A 25,064-nucleotide genomic window follows, 5' to 3' on the forward strand; every position below is an offset into this window, starting at 1 on the left:
TTGGCGCAGTGTTCAGCTGCGCGGCAGGTGAGGTTAGCAGTGACTTCTGTGGCCCGGGACCCCGGTTTCCCCTTGCCCTTGGCATGTCCTATCCGCCAAACTGCGCTACCCTGTGGGGTAGTGATTCCACCTGTATAAACCGAATAAATTCACGGAAGATCCGCATGATTACCTACTTGTACTGGGCCGCTGTTATCGCCCTCGTGGTGCTCAGCCTGTTTGCCGGCAGCCGATTTGGCAGTCTGGGGAAAGGGGCGATCGTTGCCGCAATTATTTTTCTCGCTGGTTGGCTGGCCTACTACTTCCATTTTGAGCAAGTATTTGTAAAGCGCTTCGGTGGCGTGATGTACATCAGTGTGCCTGACGGTCAGCGTCACCTGGGGTCCACCTGGAAAGACGACAACCTTTGGGTGGAAAACTACGACCCAAAATCCAATCAATGCATCTTCTCTGAATACTCCAAGGGCAACCTGCTGGAGGGGCGTGTAGTGATTAAAAACTGCAACCCGCTGCTGGAACCTGCCGACAGGCCTGCACGAAGCGGTCAATAAGCCTGGGTAGAAGCAACTTTTTGGGTCTCCCGGCGTCGCAGTAGGGATGGTTGGCAAACGGATTTTTGTCTTGCGCGATTCTTTGCCCGCTCGTGGAGCGGATTTCATACATATTGCTATCGGAATTCTGATATCGGCGCTGCTGCTCTTGCCGCAGCCCGGTGTTGCGCTTCCGTTTTTCGACAGTTTGCCCAAGTTCAAAGTGCGCGTGCTCGAAAACAGCGAGCTGCAGGATTGGCTGAAAGATCAGTTGAATGAACAGCGCAAGTCCAGCAGTGTACTCAAGTCCTATGAGGACCCTCATGACGTCGCGCGCTATGAGCGTGGCACCCTTGAAAAACTGCTGCGCTCGCGCGGCTACTACGATGGCCGGGTGCGCCAGTCGGTCACCGGTGGGGAGATTCTGTATCGCGTGGTGCCGGGGCGGCAGTTCCGCATCAAATCCCTCGAGATTGATATGCCTGCGCGACTGCAGGCAGGTTTTCCCGGTGTCGGCCTGCAAGTGGGGGATCCCCTGGAAGCGGTCAAGGTTGCCGAGGGGGTCAAAAAGATCGAATCCTACCTGGCTGAGAATGCCTGCCTGTTGAATGTCGATGTGGACTACAAGGCGACGGTTATCCACAGCGAGCACGCGGCGCGGCTTGTGTACCGGGTAGCGCCGAGTCCGGAAGTGCACATTGGCGAGTTGAGTATCGCCGGTGCCACCAGTGTCAATGAAGACTACCTGCGCAAGCGGCTGAAACTCTCCCCCGGTGACTGCTTTAATCGAGCCAAACTCGACGCTGCCAAATTGCGTTTGCTGCGCACGAACCTTATTGCCGGTGCCAATGACGAGGTATCCGAGCCTCACGACGGAGTGGTTGATGTCACCTTTCTGGTGATCGAGCGAAAACATCGCACCATTCGCCTGGGGGTGGGGTACGCCTCCGATGAGGGAGCCGGCGTGTCTGCAGGCTGGGAGCACCGCAATATTCTCGGGCGCGGGGAAAAGATTGAAGTCGAGACCCGAGTCAGCGAAATCACGCAGTCCCTCAAGGGAGAGCTGCTGGTGCCGCGCTTTTTCCGCGATGACCAGGACCTGGCGGCGACCGCTGAGGCCTCCAATGAAGATCGGGAGTCCTATCAGGCAGAAGCCGTCACCATCGGCGGAACGATTTCCCGCCGGCACACCAAACACCGAACCTTCAGTGTGGGCAGCGAGCTGAAGTTCAGTAAGGTGCAGGAAGAGGGCGAAGAGAGCGAAAATTACAACCTGCTTTCGTTCCCCCTGGGGGTCAAGATCGACACCACCGACAACCTGCTGGATGCACGTCGCGGTGCCACCGTGGCTCTGGAGGTCAGTCCCTACTTTGACCTCAAGGGAAGCAGTACACGTTTCTTAAAAAACACCCTGGTCGGCACTGGGTATCTTACCGGCGATGATATCCGCTTTGATCCCACACTGGCGGTGCGTATCAAGGCCGGTGTGATCAGTGGAATCGATAATCTGGATATTCCTGCGGATGAACGCTTCTATTCCGGCGGCGGTGGTTCAGTGCGCGGATACGCTTATCAGGCCCTGGGGCCGCGCCGACTGATTCCGTCAACCGTTCCCGGTGAGCCGCCCACGCTGTCTGACCCCATCGGCGGCCGCGGCCTCAGTGAAATTTCCGTGGAAGGCCGCTTCCGGTTTACCGAAACCTGGGGCGGCGTGTTGTTTGTGGATGGGGGTAATGCCTACGCCGACCCGCAGCCCAGTTTTGACGACCTCTATTGGGGGGTTGGTATCGGCGTTCGCTATATGACGTCTTTTGCACCGCTGCGTTTTGACATCGCCTTTCCACTGGATCGCCGGGAAGACCTGGACGATAGCGCTTATCAGATCTACGTCAGTTTGGGGCAGGCGTTCTGAACATGACGGATTCCCGCCCTGCCAAAACCGCCCGTTCTCCCCGGCGCAGATTCTGGTCGAACCGGCCGCGTCTGACCTTGTTTGCGGCCATGTTACTGGTACCGCTGATTCTCAGCCTCTTTTTGCTCGGCTCAGAAAGCGGTCGCGAACTGCTTACCCGTGGTGGGCTTTCGGTGGCACGTCACTTTTTACCGGATCTGGAAATCCGTGAGCAAGGTCTGCGAAGCCCGCAATGGGGCAAATGGAGCTTTGAGCTGCTGCAGGTGCGCTACAAAGAGCGCACCATGTTGGAAGCGCAAAATATCACTGTACACATCGCGTTGCGCCCGCTGCTGCGCAATCAAATCCATATTCCGGAAGTCAGCGCGCGGTCGCTCCTGTTCGACAATCTGGTGCTGGGTGAATACCTGCAGGACCACGTCAGTGAAGAGGAGGTTGAGGACGCTGCGGAAGAGATGGACGACCCGACCATGCCGGCACTCTGGCTGGAGCGACTTGCCGTCGACCGTCTGACTCTGATCGATAGTAATCTGAAAGACTTTCCCGTTGTGGCGGTGAATGGGCGCGGCAGCTACCAGTGGCCGGGCAAGCCGTCAGAGCTGATGCTGGATATTGCCGAACACGAAGGCCATAAGCTCCACGTGCGTCTCGATGGGCAGATGCAGTCGAAAGAGCTGTATCAGCTCACTCTGTCAGCGGACGAACTGGCTGGCGGCTTTCTCGGTCGCACCTTGCAGCTGCCGGAGGGAAACGGGCTGGATGCCAACGGCAAATTCCTGCTGCGCCTGAGCGGAGAAAGCCGGCTGGAGGTGACCATTGAGCGCTTCTCTGTACCATTGGTGCGTCACCGCTTTGGGTTGAGTGGCAAAAGCGACCTGGTGCTGTCGCCGTGGTCTGTTTCCACCGAAGATCTCAGCCTGACCGTCGACGATACCCGCCACACGGTTCGAGGGCGGGTAAGCAGCGAGTCCATGGATCTGCGCATTAATGTGGACCGGTTGCCAGTAGCGATCTCCCAGCCATTTCAGGACTATTTGAAAGGTGGTTGGCTATCGGCGGATCTTGTGGTTAAGGGTCCACTGACCCTGCCAAATGCCGATGGCTCTGTTGAGTTGCGCACAAGCTACCAGGATCAACCGGTCCACCTGACCGCGGAAGTGGAAACCGTGAAAGACGATATCCAAATCCGCGGCGCGCGTCTGTCACTGGCTGACGCGGAAGTGGAGGCATCTGGGCTGGTGGATATCAAGGGAGAGTCAATCGACCTGAAGGCGAAGCTCGAGCAGCTTCCGCTGGCAAAAATTCGCAGTATTCTCGCGGCACTGGAGGAGACTCGCGACGTCGAGATTCCCCCGGAACTGGATGGCACTGTGGAGCGCTTGCAGGTTTCTGCAAAAGGAGCCTGGGCCAACCCCGAATTGGCGGTAGAGCTATCGAGTGCGCTGCAATATCAGGAATTTGCCGCCCGGGTACAGGGGCATGTTACCGGCAATCCGAAGAAATTTTCGGTGCAGGACCTGCTGTTGGAGGGCGAGGGGCTGAGGGCCAGCGGTAGTGGTGAAGTCAATGTGGAAGCCAAGGCCCTGCAGGCACAACTGGATGTGGCTGCGCGAGGCCTGCAGCCGGCGGAGCAGTTTGGATTGCCGGTGGACCCAGGAACCCTGGTCGACCTGGATGCCGTGGTGTCGGTGAGCGGGCCCTGGGAAAACCCGAAAATGTCCGCACAGCTCTCCTCGGATGGAGATTACCGGGAATACCGGTATCGCCTGCGCGGCGGTGCTGCAGGCAATACAGAGGCCATCACATTCGACCGGTTGCGTCTGGATCTGTATCGCGGCTACGCCGCTGCCGGACAACCTGCGCATTCGCGGCAGCAGTCTCTGCGCCCGGACGACACGGTCGAGCCGCAGGAAGACTACCCCTTGAATCAGCCTGCGCCGGATACTCCGGGCCAGTCGCGGGAGCGGGTTGTGGGAGCGGCGGCGTTGGCGCAGGACGCAGAACAGGCGCGCCAGCGCGGTAGTGCCTGGCTGGAACTGAACGGTGTTGTCGAGCCGAAGGCGCAGCGTGCAAACGGCAGTGTTGCCGGCCGCAATATCCCATTGGGGCTGGCGGAGCTTGCCGGCGTAAAGCTGCCGTCTTCCCTTCGTGGTGAGCTCAGTCTCGACGGCAACTTCACCGGCCCGTTCAAATCGCCGGAAGCCAGTGTGAATATTCTCGGCCTGGGAGAATTTCAGGGGGAGCCGTGGCATGTACAGGGGGATGTGAGCTATGGCCAGGCGGCGATCACTCTGTCAGAGGTGAAACTGCTATGGGCGGGCCGCAACCAGTTGACCGCCGATGGCACCCTGAGTGAGCAGGCTCTGGATCTGGAGCTGCAGGCGCAGGCTGTGCTGGCGGATTTTGAGGAGTGGCTGAGCGCGGATATTACCGAAAATGGTGAACTTTCCCTGCGCGCAACCGCGTCCGGTACCCCCCGTGAGCCCGACCTTGCTGGTGAGCTTCGGGTAACCGGCCGCGCGCCGGCGCTGCGGGATGATGCGCTGGTCCAGTCTCCCCTGGTGTTGTCATTGACCTGGGAAACCGTGGCGGAAGATCTGCAGATGCAGTTGGAAGCCAGCCACGGTAGCCGCCAGGCCGCCGATGCACGCGCAAGTCTCGCGATCGCCCCGATTCTGGAACAGTTGTTTCGCGATAAGCCCCCGGGGGAGTCACCGCCACTGCCCATCGATTTCGATGCGAGGGGGGAGGCCGACCTGGCGGCGCTGGGTGCCCTGTTCGACCCGGAAATTCACACCATGCGCGGCACTCTGGATTTCAACCTGTCCGCAGATGGTAACAGCGGTGCCCCGAACGCCCGCGGCAACATCAATTTACGCAATGGTTACTACGAGCACCGTCCGAGTAATACCCGGTTGCGCCAAATTATGTTCGCGGCGGAGCTTGCGCCGGATGCCTGGCGTATCGTAGAGGCCAGCGCTCGCGATGCGGACCGCGGGCGCGTAAATCTGGAGGGCGCAGTGCGTTTTAACGGGCCAGAGCCCGCCACGCTGGATTTTTCACTGGCGGCCCGCAATGCGCACTTGCTGAATATGCCGGGTGCCAAGGGGGCGATCAGTGGCGACCTGCGGTTGTCTGGTGACACAAAAGACGCGAGCTTGGCGGGCACACTCAATTTGCGGCCGCTTGCCATACAGGTGGAGCACTTTATTGGCAGCAGCGTGCCGGAAATTGACGTGATTGAGGTCGAAGTGGATGGGGCTACCGAAGAGGCGAGTGGTCCACCGCTGATGGAAAACATCGACCTGGCCATACAGGTAGTGCTGGACCAGCAGTCTTATGTACGTGGCCTGGGGCTTGATTCCGAGCTGAAGGGTAAAGTGGATATCGCCGGGACTGCGGCCAATCCCCAGGTCGCGGGTACTATCAGTATTGTGCGTGGCAAATTTGATCTGCTGGGCAAGAAGTTTGAACTGCAGGAAGGGCAGGTGCAGTTTGAAAACAATGTCGCGGCAATTTATGTAAAGGGGGTACACACCTACGCGGAGGGCGAAATTACCGCCGAGATCTCCGGGACGACCGACGATCCGAAGATTGAGTTCAGCTCAGACCCCGCAGCGGCGCAGGATGAGATCTTTGCCCAGCTGCTGTTCGGGAAATCGCTGACGGATATTTCGCCCCTTCAGGCGGTGCGCTTGGTTGGCGTGGTACGCACCCTGCAGACCGGTGGCACCGGTTTCGACCCGCTTGCCAGTACCCGCGACCTGGTGGGGCTGGATACCCTCGACTTCGAGTCTGAAGCAACCGAAAGTGGTGAGGATCAGTACTCCCTGAGCCTTGGCAAATACATAACCAGCCGTATCTACCTGGAGTTGCAGCGCAGTACCGACCCGTTGAACCCCTGGCGCGCGGAGATGCAGATTGAGTTGCGCAAGAACCTGCGCCTGGATTTCAAGTCATCGGATAACAACGAAAGTGGTGCCGGAAGTGTGGAGCTGCAGTGGAAGAAGGATTACTGAGCAGCTATATAAATTGAACACCAAAAAATGCGATGAGAGAAAACAAAATGGAATATTCAGTCGCGGTTTTAGCCGCCGGTTACTCCCATCGATTCGGTAGCGACAAGCGCCTCGCCAGTATTCACGGCGAACCCATGTTACTGCGGACATTACAAACAGCCATGGAGGCGGCCGGTGCGTTTGAGGATGCGTCGGTACAGGTGGTATTGCGCGCCCGCGATCCCGTGATAGCCAATGGCCTGAGAAAATTACCGGTTCAGGTGTTACATGCGCCCGTGTGGCCGGTTGGAATTGGCGCCAGCCTTGCGCATATCGTGGAGCAGCTGCAGCGATCCGGCGCCAACCCCAAAGCGGTACTTGTTTGCCTGGGGGATATGCCGTTTGTGGAGCCGGATACTTTCGTCCGCCTGCTGGAAGCTTCCTGCGAGGATAGTATCTGTGTGCCGGTGTGTGCAGGCACTCGCGGATACCCCATTGCCATTGGCCGTAAATACCTGTCTGCACTCGCACGCATGCGCAATACGGGGATGGAAAAGGTCTTACGTATCTTTGCCGACGGTGTTGTCGATGTGGAAGTCGCTGATCCAGCGATCAATTGCGATATCAACCGCCCGGACGACTTCCACGCAGCAATGCGGCAGGATCTGTTCGGAAAAATTTTTGCATCTCGCGATACAGTGACGGATGCGCCGCTTCCATTGCTGTCGGAATGATAAAAAACGCCTCGGTGGCGACGGCGAAGAACTCCGCGGGAGATTGGGCGCCGTAAGTATCGAGCACCGAAGGCTTATCTGAAAAGCCCTTGGAGGTTCCATCTGCCGTCAGTTCGGCTTCGCCGTGTAGGGCTTGCAGCCGCTGACGCAATTCTGCAAAAGCTTCCCGCATCACCGGTGCCCAGGTTTTTCCATCGGCGCTCTTCTCAAAAGGCGGGCGACCGTCCACATAGCCATCTTCTTCATCCAGTTTGTGAGCAAACTCGTGGATAGCCACATTGTGTCCTTGCTGCGGTTCCGTCAGTCCTCGTTGTAAATCCCCCCATGACAATACCACCGGGCCGCGGTAGTGGGCTTCGCCAGCGCGAGCGCTCATATGAGAGGACTGTATATGCCCATGATGGTGTGTTTCCTGCGCGACATAGGAGTCCGGATACACCAGAACTGTCTTCAGATCGGGGTAGCAGTTGTTGGGGCGATCCAGCAACAGCAGGCAGGCATGTGCTGCAATGGTAATGCGGATTTCCTCGGTAATTTCCTGGCCATCACAGCCGACAAACTCCTTATCCCGCAAAAACAGGCTGATGTTCTCCTTCAGTTCTTGCTGACGTGCTGCTGGAAGGTGAGGAAATAGTGCCAGGCTACTGGCAAGAAAATGTTCCTGCTGTGCCGTCAGGGGGCGTGAGCGCAGATAGCCGCGTCGCCAGCGTTGCCACATTATCGGCAGTACCCAAACCAGTACCGCAAGCACGATGACCAATAAAAAGCCGTTCACACTGTATTTCCCTGCTTGGAGGCTCTCCGGTTGGAAGATTGACCTCCGGTAAAATTCTGCGACCATGTGGGCCGCGCCAGACGTGGCGTAAATAAAACAAATGCGCTTAGGGAAATGATTGGGGCATGGATACGGGTATTCAATTCGCGGGGCAGGGGATTGCCAGGGATAGATTGTCAGGATTGGGAGTCACTGGTTCTGCGGCAGTCAACGACAGTGATCGATTCAGGATTGTCCCCCACGGTTACACCCAGGGAAGTGGTGGACTGATCTGGATTGGGGATTTTACCGAAGATTATACAGCGGGCTCTTCCGCACGTTTCTGGTTACGGGTAGAGCCCGAAGGTGCGCCAGCGGCCGTCGCCACAGAGTCCAGTTGCCGGGAAATACCCGTAGCGTTCGATCGGACAGCCGAAGGATTGCGCTACACCCGAATAAATCTCGCGTTACAGCCGGGGTTGCGCTACCAGCTATCCCTTTGGCGGTGCGGTGCACAAACTGCACTTGCCCGCGCGGAGTGTCAGGGCAGGCCTGTGGACCTCTCGCAGGGGTTCAATGTCTGGTATGGCACCTGCTTTTACCGCCCTGCAGATAATCAGGCTCTGGCAGAATCCATTACTGCACTGCCTGCGCAGTATCGCCCCCAGGTTTCGTTTCTGGGTGGAGACCAGGTATACCTGGATACGGCCTATTCCAATACCGGATTGAGTGTTGTTCCCGGCTTCAGTACTCGTAACTTCTCACCGTTGTTGCTGCGATCACGTGCGGCCATTCGCCGCAAGCTCAATCGTGTTTTTTCATCCGAGTACCGGGAAAACTGGCGCAGTGGCATGGGTGCGAAGTTACGCTCTGGGTTTCACTACTTTCTCGCCGGTGACCACGAATTCTGGAATGATTACCCAAACCCCCCCGGTTTTCTTCCGGTTCTGTGGTCACGCAAAGTGCGCGAGGTTTGGGAGCAGTGTGCCCGACGCCTCTTCGATGCCTACCAGGCGCCCGCGGGACCTACATCCAGTCAATTTAGCATTGGTGAATCACTGCGTTTTTTCGTGCTGGATACCCGCTTGCAGCGCGCACCCGGTCGTGACGGGCGATTTACCGACGAGGCGACCTTCGCGCGAGTGACCCGTTGGCTTCGGGAACTGGACTGTCCTGGCGTACTGGTTTTGCCAGCTCCGTTACTGACACCGTGGCAATTCCGCAAGAAAGAATGGCGAAATTCTCTGCGTGTCCGGCTGGGGCTCGGCGATCATTCCCTGGCGGATACCGGGCAATATCAGGAGCTGGTGCGTGCCTTGCGCGATTGTCCACAGGATGTATTGATTCTGGCAGGGGATGTGCACTTTAGCCGCTTTGCCCATTTTAATCTGGGCGGTAAACAGGTGGTGGAGGTGGTTTCTTCGCCGCTGGCCTGTCTCCCGAGCGCCGCCGCAACCCGGGAGCTGACGCCGGATATTTTTCCGGATCGCCCCACCGACGATATCCAGGCCCCTGTGCACTATTTGCGGCCCGAGGATGGCAAGCCGACTGCTCGTGAACAGGCGGCAGGTAACAACAATTTCGTGACCCTGGGATTTACGCCCGGCACTACTGAAAATGAAATCTCGGTGCAAGTAATTTGCTGGAATATCAGTCGCCGTGATGCCTTTGGTGTACCGAAGGTCGACTGGCAGGTGCCAGGCCTGGTACTCCGCAAGCGTGTGCTTGCAGATTGCGCGGACGCGAGTATGTCTGAGTCGGAGCCAGTAGCTGCGGAAGCCGGTTGATCGCCGGCTGGCAATTTCCGGGTACGAAAAATAAGACAAGAAATGAGAATCGCCATGTCGAGAACGCTGTTTATCCTCTTGGGACCGCTACTGTCGGCAGGTTTTTACCTGCTACTTTCCTCGCTGGGGATGGCGTATTTACCTGCGGTTACGGCGGCCATCACGCTGCTGACTGTGATCTGGTGGGTGACGGAAGCGCTCCCGATCCCCGCTACCTCCATAGTGCCATTCGTGTTGCTGCCGCTATTCGGCGTGGCAGACCATAAACTGGTGGCATCCTCGTTCGGCAGTCATGTGATTCTTTTGCTGATGGGCGCGTTTATGTTGTCCAAGGCACTGGAGAAAAGTGGCGCCCATGAGCGATTGGCCCTGTATATGTTGCGTGTTGTGGGTATTTCCAGCGGGCGTCGACTCGTGCTGGGCTTTATGCTTGCGGCGGGGCTGCTCAGTATGTGGATCTCGAATACCGCCACCACACTGATGATGTTGCCCATCGCCCTCGCCATTCTTTCTCGTGCGGATAATCATCGCCTTACCGTCGCGCTTATCCTGGGAATCGCCTACGCGGCGAGCCTCGGCGGAGTTGGCAGTCCTCTTGGGACGCCACCGAATGTCATCTTTATGGGGATCTATGAAGAGGTCACCGGCCGTGAATTCAGCTTTGCCAGCTGGATGAAAATAGGTTTGCCGGTGGTTTTGATCACTCTCCCATTAATGGCTTTGTGGTTAACCCGCGGGATTGAACTGCACAAATCTCTGGAGACACCAAAAGTAGGGGACTGGCGCCCTGAAGAAGTGCGCACTCTTGCGGTATTTGGTGTAGCGATTCTGTTCTGGGTAACCCGCAACGAACCGTTCGGGGGCTGGAGTGAACTGTTGGGTGTGCCCGATGCGGGCGACAGTACCGTGGCGCTGGCGGCGGTGGTATTGATGTTTCTGGTACCCAACGGCAAAGGGGGCCGGCTGTTGGACTGGCAGACAGCGGAAAGTATCCCCTGGGGCATGCTGCTGCTGTTTGCCGGCGGTATTGCCATCGCCAAGGGCTTTGCTGCATCGGGACTTAGCGACATGATGGGGCAGGGGCTAACCTTCCTGACTGCCATGCCGCTGTGGTTGATGCTTGTTCTGCTGTGCCTGTCGGTGACATTCCTGACCGAAATTACCAGTAATACCGCCACGGCGACGTTGCTTATGCCAATTCTCGCGGTGGTTGCCACAAGTGCCGGCTTCGATCCGATGGTGTTGATGATCCCCGCAGCCATGTGTGCCAGTTGTGCGTTTATGTTACCGGTGGCCACCGCCCCCAATGCGATTGCCTATGGCACTGGCAAAATTCGCATCCAGGAAATGGTACGGGAAGGGGCCATGCTCAGTGTGCTGGCCTCCCTGATTATTGCCGGGGTGTGCTGGTTGATGCTGACTTAGGAAATATCGCAGACAATTAATCTTTAAGCTTGGCTTTTTCCGGGTTTTAATTCTTCATTGGGGTGAATTTCTTGCCGAATATGTGGGCTGTGGGCCGGTGGATTCAATACCTTGATCTGCTGGCGCGAATTGGGTTTCCTAGACGGCTTACCTATGTTCCTGTTAACGACCGGAAGGAGTCCCGAACGTGAAAAAAATAACTATCCTGGCGGTGGCCGGTGTACTGGCGGCCTGCGCGGGGGAATCCCCGGATGCGAGTAAAAAAGAGACGTCCATGAGTGAAGTTGAGACTGCGAGTGCGGCTTCTACCGTCGCATCTGCACTGTCCTATCCGCAGACCCGCAAGGATGACGTGGTGGATACCTATTTCGGTACTCAGGTGGTGGATCCCTACCGCTGGCTGGAAGATGACCGCAGTGAAGAGACTGAAAACTGGGTCAAGGCGCAGAACAAAGTCACCTTCGGCTACCTGGATCAGATTTCTTACCGCGATAGCCTGAAGCAGCGCCTGGAAGCGCTGTGGAACTACGAGAAAGTGGGTTCCCCATTCACTGAGGGTGACTACACCTACTTCTATCGCAACGATGGCCTGCAAAATCAGTACGTGGTGTGGCGCAAGAAGGGCGATGGCGAAGCGGAAATCTTCCTCGATCCGAATACTTTCAGTGAAGACGGAACCACGTCACTGTCGACCCTGAAATTCTCCAAAGACGGCTCCATCGCGGCGTATTCCGTATCCGAAGGCGGCAGCGACTGGCGCAAAATCTACATCATCGATGCGGAGTCCAAGAAGGTGCTCGAAGAGCCGCTGGTGGACGTGAAGTTCTCCGGTATTTCCTGGAAAGGCAACGAAGGTTTCTACTACTCCAGCTACGACAAGCCGGAAGGCAGCGAACTGTCGGCGAAAACCGACCAGCACAAGCTGTACTACCACAAACTCGGCCAGCCTCAGTCCAAGGACGCTCTGGTATTTGGTGGTAGCGAGGAAGAGAAGCGCCGCTACGTTTCCGGTTATGTCACTGAAGATGACCGCTTCCTGGTGATTTCCGGGGCGACGTCAACCTCAGGCAATGACCTGTTTATCCAGGATCTGTCCAAGGCCGATGCGCCGCTGGTGCCGGTGCTGACCGATTTCGATTCCGATACCTACGTGCTCGATAACCAGGGCAGCAAACTGTTCCTGGTCACCAACCGCGAAGCGCCCAACAAGAAGATCGTCACCGTCGATGCGGCAGATCCGGCTCCGGCAAACTGGCAGGACTTTATCGGTGAAACCGAAAACGTACTGACCGCCTCAACCGGTGGTGGTTATCTGTTCGCAGAATACATGGTGGACGCCCTGTCCAAGGTGTATCAGTACGATTACAACGGCAAGCAGGTACGTGAAATTGCCTTGCCGGGTCCCGGTAGCGCCTCTTCCCTGGGCGGCAAGTACGAAGACGAGACCCTCTACTACTCCTTCACCAACTACAAAACCCCGTCCACCATTTTCGCGTTCGACGTGAAGAAGGGGGAGTCCAGTGTGTACCGCGAGTCCGGTGCACAGTTTGACCCGGCGGGCTACGAGTCCAGGCAGGTGTTCTACACCTCCAAGGATGGCACCAAGGTGCCGATGATGATTACCCACAAGAAAGGCCTGAAGCTCGACGGCAAGAACCCGACCATCCTGTATGGCTACGGCGGTTTCAATATCAGCCTGACCCCGTCGTTCAGCATCGCTAATGCGGTGTGGCTGGAACTGGGTGGCGTCTACGCGGTGCCCAACCTGCGCGGTGGCGGTGAATACGGCAAACGCTGGCACGACGCCGGTACCAAGCTGCAGAAGCAGAATGTATTCGATGACTTTATCGCGGCGGGCGAATACCTGATTGAGCAGGGCTACACTTCCAGCGACTATCTGGCGATTCGTGGTGGCTCCAACGGCGGCCTGCTGGTTGGCGCAGTAATGACCCAGCGCCCGGACCTGGTGAAAGTGGCACTGCCTGCGGTGGGCGTGATGGACATGCTGCGTTACCACACCTTCACCGCTGGTGCCGGCTGGGCCTACGACTACGGCACTGCGGAGCAGAGTGAAGAAATGTTCCAGTACCTGAAAGGCTATTCGCCGGTACACAACGTGCAGGCCGATACCAGCTATCCTGCGACTCTGGTGACGACGGCGGATCACGATGACCGCGTTGTACCGGCACACTCGTTCAAGTTTGCCGCAGAATTGCAGAGCAAGCAGGCGGGTGCTGCGCCTACACTGATTCGGATCGAAACCAACGCAGGCCACGGTGCCGGAACCCCGGTTTCCAAGACCATCGAACAGTACGCGGATATTTTCGGCTTTACCCTGTTCAATATGGGGGTCACCGAACTGCCGGAAAGTTGATCCTGCAACCTTCTGTCATCGTTTCGGCATGAATCGGGGGCAAGATAATGGCTTGACAGGATGATATGACTGATTGGTCTATCGCTCTGTCGCGAGGTATCATTTGGAGCCAATAGATTTATGCCGAGACTTAACGCTGTGCCCAAGGCAACCGACCGGTCTTCACCCCTGCAGATTGAGCTGAGCGCCTGCCCGGCCATACTTCCTCTGTATTTCCGCGCTTTGACGGCTCGCAAAAAGGGGGCTTCGGCCGCCCAGGGGCCAGCAGTTCTGGCCAGTGTCAGCCTGCGCGGGCAGAGAGTCGATGCCGAGCGTGTGCGCGCCTATCGCGAGGTATGTGGCTTTAACGCTGGTAGCCAGCTGCCGGCCACTTATCCGTTTGTTCTGGCTATGCCACTGCATCTGAAATTACTGGTTTCCGATGCATTTCACTTCCCCATTCTCGGTCTGGTCCACCTGCGTAACCAGATAACCCAACACCGCCCTGTCGAATCCTGCGAAGCGCTGGATATTCGCTGTGATCTGCTGTCACCGGTGGCGGTCAAACGCGGTTATGAGTTCGCGCTGGTTACCCGGGTCAGTGTCGCGGGCGACCTTGTGTGGGAGTGCGAAAGCGTGATGTTGAGCCGTGCGCGTCACGGCGGTAAAGACAAGCCCCTGCAGTCCGGGTTTGCTGCCTTCCCGGGAGTCATGCCCGATATGGCGGCTGGCAGTGCAGAGGCGTGGGCTATTCCGGAGGCTGCTGGCCGCAGCTACGCGCGGGTATCCGGTGACTGGAATCCCATTCACCTGTTCGCGTCTTCGGCGCGGCTGTTTGGCTTTTCCAGTGCCATTGTGCATGGTATGTGGACCAAAGCAGCCTGCCTTGCCTCGTTGGAGAAAGGCGCGGGGCTGCCGCAGCAGTTCCGGTTGAGTGTGGAGTACAAACGCCCGGTACTTCTGCCTTCGTCCGTGCGCTTCCAGTGTGTCACCGGGGAGCTGGCAACCGGTTTCCGGGTTGCGGACGACAGCGGTAAAACCCAGTATCTGAATGGTCTGCTCGAGCCGTTGCGGTAGGGCTGGCAGAAGTGTGTCTGTGAGGCGGAACAGAAGTTTATGGCGAATAGCGACACGGATCCGCGAATGGCGTTAGCGGCAGAACTCGGCGAAGAGCTGGTCCGGCTTGGCTGGAAAGTGACCACTGCCGAGTCCTGCACTGGTGGCGCCATTGCCGCAGCGATAACTTCCGTTGCCGGTTCGTCGGTCTGGTTTGATGGCGCAGTTGTATCCTATGCAGACCGAATCAAGCGCAGCTTTCTCGGCGTCGATCAGCGAGACCTTGATACCGCCGGCGCGGTCAGCGAGCCGGTGGTTCGGCAGATGGCGGTGGGGGCACTCAATCGCCTGGATGCCAATCTGGCCGTGGCGGTGAGCGGTATCGCTGGTCCGGATGGCGGCAGTGAAGATAAGCCGGTAGGTACTGTGTGGATTGCCTGGGCACACGGGGAGGGGCAGGAACCTCTGTCCGTCGAGGCCCGGCAAATGCACTTCACCGGCAACCGCGCTGCCATTCAGTTGCAAACCGTAGACGAAGCCCTGCAGGGCTTGCTGGCCATTACCCGCAGTCACCCAGCCTGACCCTCATTCCCGTTTGTCCGGTACTGCTGTGCCAGGTTTTCTATCCTGGCCCGTCGAATACCCGCCATTCCCGATTACTGGTTGCTTATACAGTAATTTTTCTCTAAGCTCCCTTTCCATAGCAGTCATTACTCACCAAATTTCAGGTACATATGGGAAAGGTCATGGATTCCAACAAAGACAAGGCTTTACAGGCAGCGCTCTCTCAGATCGAGCGCCAGTTCGGCAAGGGCACCGTCATGCGTATGGGAGACAAGGAGCGGCAACGCATCCCGGCGATCTCCACCGGCTCTCTTGGTCTGGACGTGGCACTGGGTATTGGCGGCCTGCCGCGCGGTCGTATTGTCGAGATCTACGGTCCTGAATCCTCTGGTAAAACGACCCTGACCCTGCAGGTGATCGCCGAAGCCCAGCGCAAAGGTGGCACCTGTGCCTTCGTGGATGCGGAGCACGCACTGGACCCGATCTACGCCGAGAAGCTGGGCGTGAACGTAGACGAGCTGATCGTTTCCCAGCCGGATACCGGTGAGCAGGCCCTGGAAGTGGCGGATATGCTGGTGCGCTCCGGTGCCGTAGATGTACTGGTGGTCGACTCCGTAGCGGCGCTGACGCCGCGCGCGGAAATTGAAGGCGAAATGGGCGATTCCCACGTAGGCCTGCAGGCCCGCCTGATGTCCCAGGCCCTGCGCAAGCTGACCGGTAACATCAAAAACACCAACACCCTGTGCGTGTTCATCAACCAGATTCGTATGAAGATCGGTGTGATGTTCGGCTCCCCGGAAACCACCACCGGCGGTAACGCGCTCAAGTTCTACTCTTCTGTGCGCCTCGACATCCGTCGTATCGGTTCCGTGAAGGAAGGCGATGAGGTGGTGGGTAACGAGACCCGGGTCAAGGTCGTGAAGAACAAGGTGGCACCGCCGTTCAAGCAGACCGAGTTCCAGATCATGTACGGGCAGGGCATCAACCTGTTGGGCGAGATTATCGATTACGGCGTGAAAATGGGCCTGGTCGACAAGGCCGGCGCCTGGTACAGCTACAAGGGTGACAAGATCGGCCAGGGCAAGGCCAATGCGGTGAAGTTCCTCAAAGAGAACGAAGATATCCGCAACGAGATCGAATCCGGGCTGCGCGCCCAGTTGCTCGGTGACGTGACTCCGGCTCCGGCCGAAGAAGTGGAAGCTGCGGAAGACTGATCTTGTCTTTCTTTCGCAATCCCAATGGCGACGGGGGCAGTGCAGACTGCGACTTCCCGTCGCCAGACTTCTCCTCAGGCCCCTCTTCAGACGCCTCGCCCTCATCGCCTGCCCCTCAGCCCCATAAAACACCTGCCGATGCTTTCCAGGCGCTGTTCAATCACGCGCTGGATCTACTTGCCCGCCGCGAGCACTCCTGCGAAGAGCTGCGCCAGAAGCTCGCGCGAAAGCACCCCGATGCAGATTTTGACGGCGTGCTGCAGCGGCTGCAGGAGCTGAACTACCAGTGTGACCGGCGTTTTGCCGAGACCTTCTGCCGCTCCCGGGTAAACCGTGGGCAGGGGCCGCTGCGAATCCGGCAGGAATTGCAGATCCGTGGAATTCGCGGGGTGCTGGCCCTGGAGGCGATGGACAAGCTGCAGGAGGAAATGGACTGGTTCGAGCTTGCCCTGGAGCAATTGCAGCGCAAGTTTCGCCGCCCCGTCGACGACTCGCTGCCGCGGGAGCAATTGTTGAAGGAGCGCGCGCGGCGCCAGCGGTATCTGGCCTACCGCGGTTTCTATGGCGATGCGATCCAGTACGCCATTGAAGAGCTGAACCGGCCGCAAGACTGAGTCGACTTGTCGCGTCGTATATACTGGCACTAGTTCAGCCGGAGTCCACTAGGCCTAGTGGGGCTGTTGTTTTGTGAATAACCATCCATAAACAGAACGACCCCGGATCTGGCGCGCTTTCATGATTCTCTCCATCGACCAGGGTACTACCGGTACCACCGCCTTTATCTTCGATACCAATGGCAAGCTGCGCGGCCGCAGTTATTCGGAATTTTCCCAGTATTACCCCGAGCCCGGTTGGGTACAGCACGATGCCAGTGAGATCTGGCAGGTGACCCTGAAGGTGTGCGCGGCGGCGATGCAGCGGGCGGGCATTGAGGCGTCCGAGCTGAGTGCGCTGGGGATTACCAATCAGCGCGAGACTACAGTGCTGTGGGATCGAGCGACCGGCGAGCCAGTGCATCCCGCCATCGTTTGGCAGTGCCGGCGCTCGGCCGGAATCTGCAATGAATTGCGCAGGGCAGGGGCCGAGCCCATGGTGCGCGCCAAAACCGGTCTGTTGCTGGATGCCTATTTCTCCGCCAGCAAGCTGCGCTGGATCTTTCGCGAGTCGCCGGAGCTACATCGCCGAGCCGAGGCCGGGGATCTCTGTTTCGGCACCATCGACAGTTGGCTGATCTGGTGCTTCACCGGTGGACGCCAGCACCTCACTGATCATACCAACGCCAGCCGAACCCTGCTGTACGACCTGGATCGCCACCAGTGGGACAGCGAGTTACTGGAACTGTTCGATTGCCCCGCTTCCATACTGCCGGAAATCCGCCCGTCCGCCGGTGACTTTGGCACTACCGATCCCACCGCTTTCTTCGGTGCCCGGGTGCCCATCGCTGGGGTCGCGGGCGATCAGCAGGCGGCGCTATACGGGCAGGGCTGTTTTGCGCCGGGTAGTATGAAAAATACCTACGGCACCGGCTGTTTTATGTTGGCCAGTGCCGGCAAGCGCCGCCCGCTGGTGCCGGATGGCATGCTCACCACCATTGCCTGTGGTGCAGACGGTCAGCCGCAATTTGCGATTGAAGGGTCGGTATTCAATGCCGGTGCGGCGGTACAGTGGTTGCGGGATGACCTGGGGGTTATTCAGCAGGCGGCAGATTCTGAGCAGCTGGCCCAGTCCATCCCGCACACCCGAGGTGTGTATATGGTGCCCGCCTTCAGCGGTTTGGGGGCGCCACACTGGGATGCCGATGCCCGCGGTGCCATGTTCGGTCTCACCCGGGGTGCAGGGCGGGCAGAGATTGTCCGCGCCACGCTCGAAGCCATTGCCTTTCAGAGTCACGAGTTGGCAGAGCTGATGGCCCAGGCCCTGGGGGTCGAGTTGCAGTGCCTGCGAGTGGATGGCGGCGCCAGCGCGAATAATTTCCTGATGCAGTTCCAGGCGGATATTTCCAACCTGCGTGTGGAGCGGCCCCGGCAGATAGAATCGACCGCCGTTGGCGCCGCCTTGCTCGCGGGTGTCGGTGCCGGCCTGTGGGAGAGCGATGCGCTTCCCGAGTGCCTGCAGGACATCGAGCAGGACTTTCTGCCACAGATGTCCGCCCAGACTCGCCAGTCTCATCTCGATGGCTGGCGCAAGGCGGTATCCGCCTGCCGCAGCTTCTAGCTATCCCGTTGCCAGGCGCCTAGGGAAACTCTGATCAAGTCCGTAATGCCTCAGCGTGACCTGAAGGCAGTAGCTGTTAGGCGCAGCTCGCAGTGAATGGCTGGCCCTTTACAAGAGCTGCAACGCAGCAGATGCTGTCTTCAGGTCGCGCCCTACGGGGCTTTCAGAGCGATTCATACTCTGCGTTGTGACTTCTTGAAAGGTCTAGACATTCCTGCGAAGCCACGCCTTGATTGTGAATCGCTCTGAAAGCCTGAGGCATCACGGACTTGATCAGAGGTTCCCTAGCCCTTCCTGCCCGCGGTCAAACCAGTGGCCGCGGAATTCTCCCGTCATTCGTGAAAAGCCCGAAAAAGCGTTGTACCATACGCGGTCATTTTTGCCCGCCAAGCCCCGGGGCATCCCGTTTTCAGGGCGGCGGGCGTCATCTGAGTGAAACACCGAGATCGACATGGACAAGAAATTACTGAGTTTACTGGTCTGCCCAGTCAGCAAGGCCCCTCTCGAGTATCACGAAGAGGCGCAGGAGCTGGTGTGTAAGGCCAGCGGTTTGGCGTATCCGGTACGCGACGGCATCCCGGTGATGCTGGAGTCTGAAGCGCGCCAGCTGACCGTGGACGAAAAGCTGGACAAGTAATCGTTAGCGGTATTTGTGGGCATTGGGGAAAGGCATGGAAGAAGTCAGTGTATTCAGCCGCATTATTGCCGGGGAAATTCCTGCCCCGCGGTTGTATGAAGACGATCACTGTATCGTCATCAAGGATCGTGCTCCCCAGGCGCCCACCCACCTGCTGATTATTCCCCGCAAGCCACTGGTTAGCGTGGCGGATGCCCGCGAAGAAGATGTGCCGCTGCTCGGCCATTTGATGTGGGTGGCTTCAAAAATGGCGGCGCGTCTCCAACTGGAAGACGGCTTCCGCCTGGTGATCAACAATGGCCGCGGAGCTGGCCAGACGGTGTTTCACCTGCACATACATTTGCTGGCGCAGCGCGAGCTGCCAGAAGCGGGCCTTGTTGAAGACCTGCAAGACTGAAACGTTGGCCTGGGGATACCCGGGGCCGACAGGAATTTACCGACGATGTGGACACAGCCCGAATGAAGAGCGCACAGATACGCGAAGCATTTCTCAACTATTTCGCCGAGCAGGAGCACACTCGTGTTCCATCCAGCTCCCTGGTGCCGGGCAATGACCCGACGCTGCTGTTTACCAATGCCGGTATGGTGCAGTTCAAGGATACCTTCCTCGGCCAGGAGTCCCGGCCCTATGTTCGCGCCGCCAGCTCTCAGCGCTGCGTGCGGGCCGGCGGTAAGCACAACGACCTGGAAAACGTCGGTTACACCGCCCGTCACCACACTTTTTTCGAAATGCTGGGTAACTTCAGCTTCGGCGATTACTTCAAACGCGAAGCCATCCAGTTTGCCTGGCAGTTTCTGACCAAAGAGTTGAACCTGCCGGAAGAGCGCCTGTGGGTAACCGTTCACATCAGTGATGACGAGGCCGCCGATATCTGGCTGAAAGAAGTGGGCGTTAGTGCCGACCGCTTCTCCCGTCTGGATGAAGACAACTTCTGGCAGATGGGCGATACCGGCCCCTGCGGTCCCAGCTCCGAGATTTTCTATGATCACGGCGCCGACGTGCCCGGCGGTCCTCCCGGCTCCGAAAACGACGATCTCGATCGCTATATCGAAATCTGGAACCTCGTATTCATGCAGTTCGAGCGTTCCGCCGATGGCGAGCTGCACCCGCTGCCCAAGCCGTCTGTGGATACCGGTATGGGGCTGGAGCGTATCGCTGCGGTTATGCAGGGTGTGCACTCCAATTATGAAATCGACCTGTTCCAGGCGCTGCTCAATGCCGCCGGGGAAGTCGTTGGTTGTGGCGATACCGAAGAGAAGTCTCTGCGGGTAATTGCGGACCATATCCGCTCCTGTTCTTTCCTGATCGCCGACGGTGTCATGCCGTCCAATGAGGGCCGCGGATTCGTGCTGCGCCGCATTATTCGTCGCGCGGTTCGCCACGGGCACAAGCTTGGGCACAAGGATATTTTCTTCTACAAGCTGGTAGCCGCTCTGGTCGCGGAGATGGGCGAAGCCTATCCGGAGCTGAAAGAGAAGCAGGCGCTGATCGAAAAGGCGCTGCGCAAAGAAGAAGAGCAGTTTGCGAAGACCCTGGATAAAGGTCTTGCATTGCTGGATGAGGCGCTGGCGTCACTCGATGGCTCCGAAGTGCCCGGTGAGCTGGTCTTTACCCTGCACGATACTTACGGCTTCCCCACGGATCTTACCCAGGATATCGCCCGCGAACGCGGCTTGACCCTGGATATGGCTGGTTACGAAAAAGCCATGAACGCCCAGCGCGAACGCGCCCGTGCGGCGGGCAAATTCAAGCAGGATTACACCGACAATCTGGATCTTGAAGGCGCTACCGAGTTTCTCGGTTATGACCGCGTTAGCGAACAGGGCAAGGTGGTTGCCATCATTAAAGATGGCGAGCTGGTCGACAGCATTGAAGAGGGCGAGTCTGCAGATATCGTCCTGGACCGCACACCTTTCTATGCCGAATCCGGCGGTCAGGTTGGCGACAGCGGATATCTGCAGTCCGATTCCGGCCGTTTTGAAGTGGGCGACTGTATCAAGCACGGCGCGCACCATCTGCACCAGGGCAAACTGCTGTCCGGCAATCTGGCGGTTGGTGATCAGGTTACTGCGGAAGTTGCCGGTGATGTGCGTCAGTCCACCGCGCTCAACCACTCAGCCACGCACCTGCTGCACGCGGCACTGCGCAAAGTTCTCGGCGATCACGTCACCCAGAAAGGCTCCCTGGTGGATTCCGAGCGCCTGCGCTTCGACTTCTCCCACCCGGAAGCGGTTACCAGTAAGCAGTTGCGTGCGATCGAAGCGCTGGTAAATAGTCAGATCCGCGCGAACACCGCGGTGGAGACCGAAGAAACCGATATTGAAACCGCCAAGGCCAAAGGTGCCATGGCATTGTTCGGTGAGAAGTACGGTGATTCCGTACGTGTTCTGACCATGGGGGAGCGCAACGATAGCGGTGCATTCTCCGTGGAACTGTGTGGCGGTACCCACGTAGAGCGCACTGGTGATATCGGTCTGCTACGTATTGTGGCGGAAAGTGGTATTGCCTCGGGCCAGCGTCGAATCGAAGCTGTAACCGGTGCCCACGCTCTGGCCTTGTTTGATCAGGCCCAGCAGCGTCTGGATCACACGGCGGCACTGCTCAAGGCGCGTCCGGAAAATCTGGCGGAGAAGGTGGAGCAGTTACTCGCCAATAACCGCAAGCTGGAAAAAGACCTGGCCACCCTGAAGACCCGGCTTGCCAGTGGTGCTGGTGGAGACCTCTCCAGTCAGGCTGTGGAGGTGGCTGGTATCAAGTTGCTCGCCGCATCGATTGATGGCGCGGACGCCAAATCCCTGCGTGACCTGGCTGACCAGATGAAAAACAAACTGGGTAGCGGTGCAGTGTTGTTGGCGGCGCCAGGCGACGACAAGGTAGCGCTGGTTGCCGCGGTTACCAAGGATCTCACTGGTCGACTGGCAGCGGGTGACCTGATGCGGTATGCCGCCGGTGAGCTCGGAGGGAAGGGCGGCGGTCGCCCGGATATGGCGCAGGGTGGTGGCACCGACGTGGCGGCGTTGCCAGCGCTGTTCAAAGCCATTCCCCAGTGGGTGGAAAGCAATATCAAGTGAAACCAGGCGCCGAATATTTCGGCGCCGGGCAATCAGATGAAGTTTATTGGCTACAACTCGCAATTTTTCAGTTGATTTGCCCGAAGATTGGTGATTTAGTGCGCGGCTCCTGCGGATCTGGTACCGCGCACTCAGGTAGATAGTCAGGTAGTAAGGAAACACTAGAGCGATGAGTTTGTTCGTGCAGAAATACGGCGGCACTTCGGTAGGCTCCATCGAGCGTATTGAGGCTGTGGCCGACAAAGTGGCGGGCTTCAAGGCCCAGGGCCACGATATGGTCGTCGTGCTGTCCGCCATGAGCGGAGAAACCAACCGTCTTATCGGCCTGGCGAGCCAGATCCAGGAAAACCCGGACCCCCGGGAGATGGATGTACTGGTTTCCACCGGCGAACAGGTCACCATTGCACTGCTGAGCATGGCGCTGAAAAAGCGCGGGTACGATGCCTGTTCTTACACCGGTGGTCAGGTCAAGATTCTCACGGATAACGCACATACCAAGGCCCGTATTCAGCGCATCGACGTGGAGCGCATGCGACGGGATCTGGACTCTGGGAAAGTGGTCGTTGTTGCGGGCTTCCAGGGGGTCGACGACGAAGGCAATATCACAACCCTCGGTCGCGGTGGTTCCGATACCACCGGTGTTGCCCTTGCCGCTGCCCTCGATGCCACCGAGTGCCAGATTTACACCGATGTTGATGGTGTTTACACCACTGACCCACGAGTTGTAGACAGTGCTCGCCGTCTCGACCGCATTACCTTCGAGGAAATGCTGGAAATGGCGAGCCTGGGTTCGAAGGTATTGCAGATCCGCGCGGTTGAATTTGCGGGTAAATACAAAGTCCCCCTGCGTGTCCTTTCCACATTTGAGGACGGCAACGGCACACTGATTAGTCTGGATGAGGAAGAGAGCGATATGGAACAGCCTGTAGTCTCCGGCATAGCGTTCAACCGCGATGAGGCAAAACTGACAATCCGCGGTGTGCCAGATACCCCCGGGGTGGCTTGCCGCATCCTGGCGCCGGTGGGTGCTGAAAATATCGAAGTCGATGTGATTGTGCAGAATATCAGCGCGATCGACGGCACCACCGATTTCACCTTTACCGTACACCGCAATGACCTGGGCAAAGCCCGCAAGGTTCTGGAGCGGGTGGCGGGTGAGCTTGGTGCTCGAGAGGTGGTGTCTGACGACAAGATTGCCAAGGTGTCCATTGTCGGTGTTGGTATGCGTTCGCATGCCAATGTTGCCTCGCGCATGTTTGAGGCGCTGGGTGAAGACAACATCAACATCCAAATGATTACCACGTCCGAAATCAAGATTTCGGTCATCATCGATGAGCGCTACCTTGAGCTCGCAGTGCGTGCGCTCCACAGCGCATTTGAACTCTCGGAACCCAAGGCCTCTGCGTAACTATAACCAGAGTGATGGATACCGCCGGCGACCATAGCAATTCGGTTGTTTGGCGCACGGTACGACGTGTTGAGATTTTCTGCGTCTGGGCAATACTGAATAAAGTGACGGACAAGATTCTCGGTTTGCAGCAATCTCGGGTTATTATGGCCCAAGGTGCGGGCCAGGGATAACCGGTCGTACCAAATCACAGGATGATCAAGGAGAAGTAGGTAATGTTAATTTTAACCCGCCGTATCGGTGAAACACTGATGGTTGGTGACAATGTGACGGTTACCGTATTGGGTGTGAAAGGCAACCAGGTACGTATCGGAGTCAATGCGCCGAAAGAAGTAGCGGTTCACCGTGAAGAGATCTATCAGCGCATTCAGCGTGAAAAGCAGTCCTCCAGTGAGGGCAGTGCCGACTGAGAAGTGTCTTGAATGACAGTTTTCGTCGATGAGAAAGAGGCCGCAGAGCGGCCTTTTTTGTGCCTGTATGATTTGTGAACGCCGGTGAAGAAATCCCAAAAAGTTATTGATTCCCCATTGATTTTTGCTTCGCCGTTGGTATGATGCCGCTCACTTTCAGCAGCCAAGATCAATTGTTCGAAGTTGCTGTGGCCCTGCTAAAGCAGGGCGGAAAGTTATACGGTGAGGTGGCCGAGTGGCTGAAGGCGCGCCCCTGCTAAGGGCGTATGGGGTTAAACTCATCGAGGGTTCGAATCCCTCCCTCACCGCCATACAAAAAAGGCTCCATGCGAAAGCATGGGGCCTTTTTTGTATGGCGGTGAGGGAGGGTGAGAAGCCTCGCGGGTTCGATCAACTCGCGCAAGCGAGTTGAGACCGAAGCGCAGCCGAGCCCGTAGGGTTGAGACGCGCCTAAGCGTGTTTCAAGTCCATCCCGCCCGGAGGCGGCTTCCTCGGCTTAAGTTATTTACAAAAGGACGAAGCCGATTTTGGGTTTGCCGTTGAGTTGGGCATCAGCTTTCTACGGGTAGCGAACTGACCCAGGCGAACCCCACAAAAGCTTCATTCCTGGCACCCAAAACCTCCAACCAAAAAAACTTCACAAAACCTCTTGCGTGCCCTCCGCCACCCCCGTATAGTTCGCGCCCTCGCTGCTTGAGCGGCAACGCAAACAGCGGCGAGGTGGCAAGATAAGCTTTTGATTTTCTGAGAGTTTTACTCCGAAAAGAATTTCAAAAAGCGCTTGCCAAGGTCGAGGAGGTCGCTATAATGCGCGCCACTTCAGCGGTCACCCAGGGCGGTGGTCGAGAGGCCAGAAAGCGTTGATTTATAACGGTTTCGCGCTTCAAAGAAGTCTGCAAAAAGCGCTTGCTTCAGCAGATTGGATGTGTAAAATGCGCATCCCACAGTGAGGGCCGAGCGCCACGCTGAGTTGTTTAAAAATTCGATCAAGCAATA

Annotated in this window: 18 protein-coding genes and 1 tRNA gene; 18 read left to right on the forward strand and 1 reads right to left on the reverse strand. The window is 57.8% G+C overall.

What is annotated here, in order from left to right:
- Positions 1-164 precede the first annotated feature (164 nt).
- The 4 genes from ACXAG1_RS12035 to ACXAG1_RS12050 all read left to right on the forward strand — a co-directional run bounded on the left by ACXAG1_RS12035 (position 165) and on the right by ACXAG1_RS12050 (position 7,174).
- Positions 165-551 carry a hypothetical protein gene (locus tag ACXAG1_RS12035; RefSeq protein WP_475092299.1) on the forward strand — a complete coding sequence of 129 codons (387 nt, stop codon included), beginning with the start codon at positions 165-167 and terminating at the stop codon, positions 549-551.
- Positions 552-621: 70 nt separating this feature from the next.
- On the forward strand, positions 622-2,442 hold the full coding sequence (locus ACXAG1_RS12040) for an autotransporter assembly complex protein TamA (RefSeq protein ID WP_475119814.1): 1,821 nt from the start codon (positions 622-624) through the stop codon (positions 2,440-2,442).
- Positions 2,443-2,444: 2 nt separating this feature from the next.
- Positions 2,445-6,461, forward strand: coding sequence for a translocation/assembly module TamB domain-containing protein (locus ACXAG1_RS12045; RefSeq protein ID WP_475119815.1), 4,017 nt, complete (start codon positions 2,445-2,447; stop codon positions 6,459-6,461).
- A gap of 47 nt (positions 6,462-6,508) precedes the next feature.
- The gene (locus tag ACXAG1_RS12050; protein WP_475092302.1) at positions 6,509-7,174 is read left to right on the forward strand and encodes a nucleotidyltransferase family protein; all 666 of its coding nucleotides are present in this window, start codon (positions 6,509-6,511) and stop codon (positions 7,172-7,174) included.
- Here ACXAG1_RS12050 and ACXAG1_RS12055 read toward each other — a convergent pair.
- The gene (locus ACXAG1_RS12055) at positions 7,065-8,015 is read right to left on the reverse strand and encodes a M90 family metallopeptidase (RefSeq protein ID WP_475092303.1); all 951 of its coding nucleotides are present in this window, start codon (positions 8,013-8,015) and stop codon (positions 7,065-7,067) included. The two genes, ACXAG1_RS12050 and ACXAG1_RS12055, sit on opposite strands and share 110 nt — an antisense overlap.
- Before the next feature lie 59 nt (positions 8,016-8,074).
- Here ACXAG1_RS12055 and ACXAG1_RS12060 point away from each other — a divergent pair, with 59 nt between their 5' ends.
- The 14 genes from ACXAG1_RS12060 to ACXAG1_RS12125 all read left to right on the forward strand — a co-directional run bounded on the left by ACXAG1_RS12060 (position 8,075) and on the right by ACXAG1_RS12125 (position 24,379).
- Entirely contained in the window at positions 8,075-9,715 is a 1,641-nt protein-coding gene (locus ACXAG1_RS12060) for a metallophosphoesterase family protein (protein WP_475092304.1), read from the forward strand.
- Positions 9,716-9,769: 54 nt separating this feature from the next.
- A complete protein-coding gene (locus tag ACXAG1_RS12065) occupies positions 9,770-11,140 on the forward strand; it encodes an SLC13 family permease (RefSeq protein ID WP_475119816.1) in 1,371 nt (456 codons plus the stop codon).
- Between the two features lie 187 nt (positions 11,141-11,327).
- Positions 11,328-13,514: a prolyl oligopeptidase family serine peptidase gene (locus tag ACXAG1_RS12070; protein ID WP_475119817.1), complete on the forward strand. Its 2,187-nt coding sequence runs from the start codon at positions 11,328-11,330 to the stop codon at positions 13,512-13,514.
- Between the two features lie 120 nt (positions 13,515-13,634).
- Positions 13,635-14,570, forward strand: coding sequence for a MaoC/PaaZ C-terminal domain-containing protein (locus ACXAG1_RS12075; protein WP_475092307.1), 936 nt, complete (start codon positions 13,635-13,637; stop codon positions 14,568-14,570).
- Positions 14,571-14,609: 39 nt separating this feature from the next.
- Positions 14,610-15,131: a CinA family protein gene (locus tag ACXAG1_RS12080; protein ID WP_475119818.1), complete on the forward strand. Its 522-nt coding sequence runs from the start codon at positions 14,610-14,612 to the stop codon at positions 15,129-15,131.
- Between the two features lie 164 nt (positions 15,132-15,295).
- Entirely contained in the window at positions 15,296-16,327 is a 1,032-nt protein-coding gene (gene recA, locus ACXAG1_RS12085) for a recombinase RecA (protein ID WP_475092309.1), read from the forward strand.
- A gap of 2 nt (positions 16,328-16,329) precedes the next feature.
- A complete protein-coding gene (locus ACXAG1_RS12090) occupies positions 16,330-16,941 on the forward strand; it encodes a regulatory protein RecX (RefSeq protein ID WP_475119819.1) in 612 nt (203 codons plus the stop codon).
- Positions 16,942-17,062: 121 nt separating this feature from the next.
- Positions 17,063-18,541: a glycerol kinase GlpK gene (gene glpK, locus ACXAG1_RS12095; RefSeq protein WP_475092311.1), complete on the forward strand. Its 1,479-nt coding sequence runs from the start codon at positions 17,063-17,065 to the stop codon at positions 18,539-18,541.
- Positions 18,542-18,992: 451 nt separating this feature from the next.
- Positions 18,993-19,178, forward strand: a complete 186-nt coding sequence (locus ACXAG1_RS12100; protein WP_475092312.1) for a Trm112 family protein — start codon at positions 18,993-18,995, stop codon at positions 19,176-19,178.
- Between the two features lie 34 nt (positions 19,179-19,212).
- Positions 19,213-19,575, forward strand: a complete 363-nt coding sequence (locus tag ACXAG1_RS12105) for a histidine triad nucleotide-binding protein (protein ID WP_475092313.1) — start codon at positions 19,213-19,215, stop codon at positions 19,573-19,575.
- Between the two features lie 62 nt (positions 19,576-19,637).
- The gene (alaS, locus tag ACXAG1_RS12110; RefSeq protein ID WP_475119821.1) at positions 19,638-22,250 is read left to right on the forward strand and encodes an alanine--tRNA ligase; all 2,613 of its coding nucleotides are present in this window, start codon (positions 19,638-19,640) and stop codon (positions 22,248-22,250) included.
- Positions 22,251-22,419: 169 nt separating this feature from the next.
- Complete coding sequence (locus tag ACXAG1_RS12115; protein ID WP_475092315.1) at positions 22,420-23,658, forward strand: aspartate kinase; 1,239 nt, start codon at positions 22,420-22,422, stop codon at positions 23,656-23,658.
- A 215-nt stretch (positions 23,659-23,873) separates the two neighbouring features.
- Positions 23,874-24,068: a carbon storage regulator CsrA gene (gene csrA, locus ACXAG1_RS12120; protein WP_010131831.1), complete on the forward strand. Its 195-nt coding sequence runs from the start codon at positions 23,874-23,876 to the stop codon at positions 24,066-24,068.
- A gap of 221 nt (positions 24,069-24,289) precedes the next feature.
- Positions 24,290-24,379: transfer RNA gene (locus ACXAG1_RS12125), tRNA-Ser, on the forward strand.
- Positions 24,380-25,064: the final 685 nt, after the last annotated feature.

It is taken from the genome of Microbulbifer sp. ABE4_465, assembly GCF_056160765.1.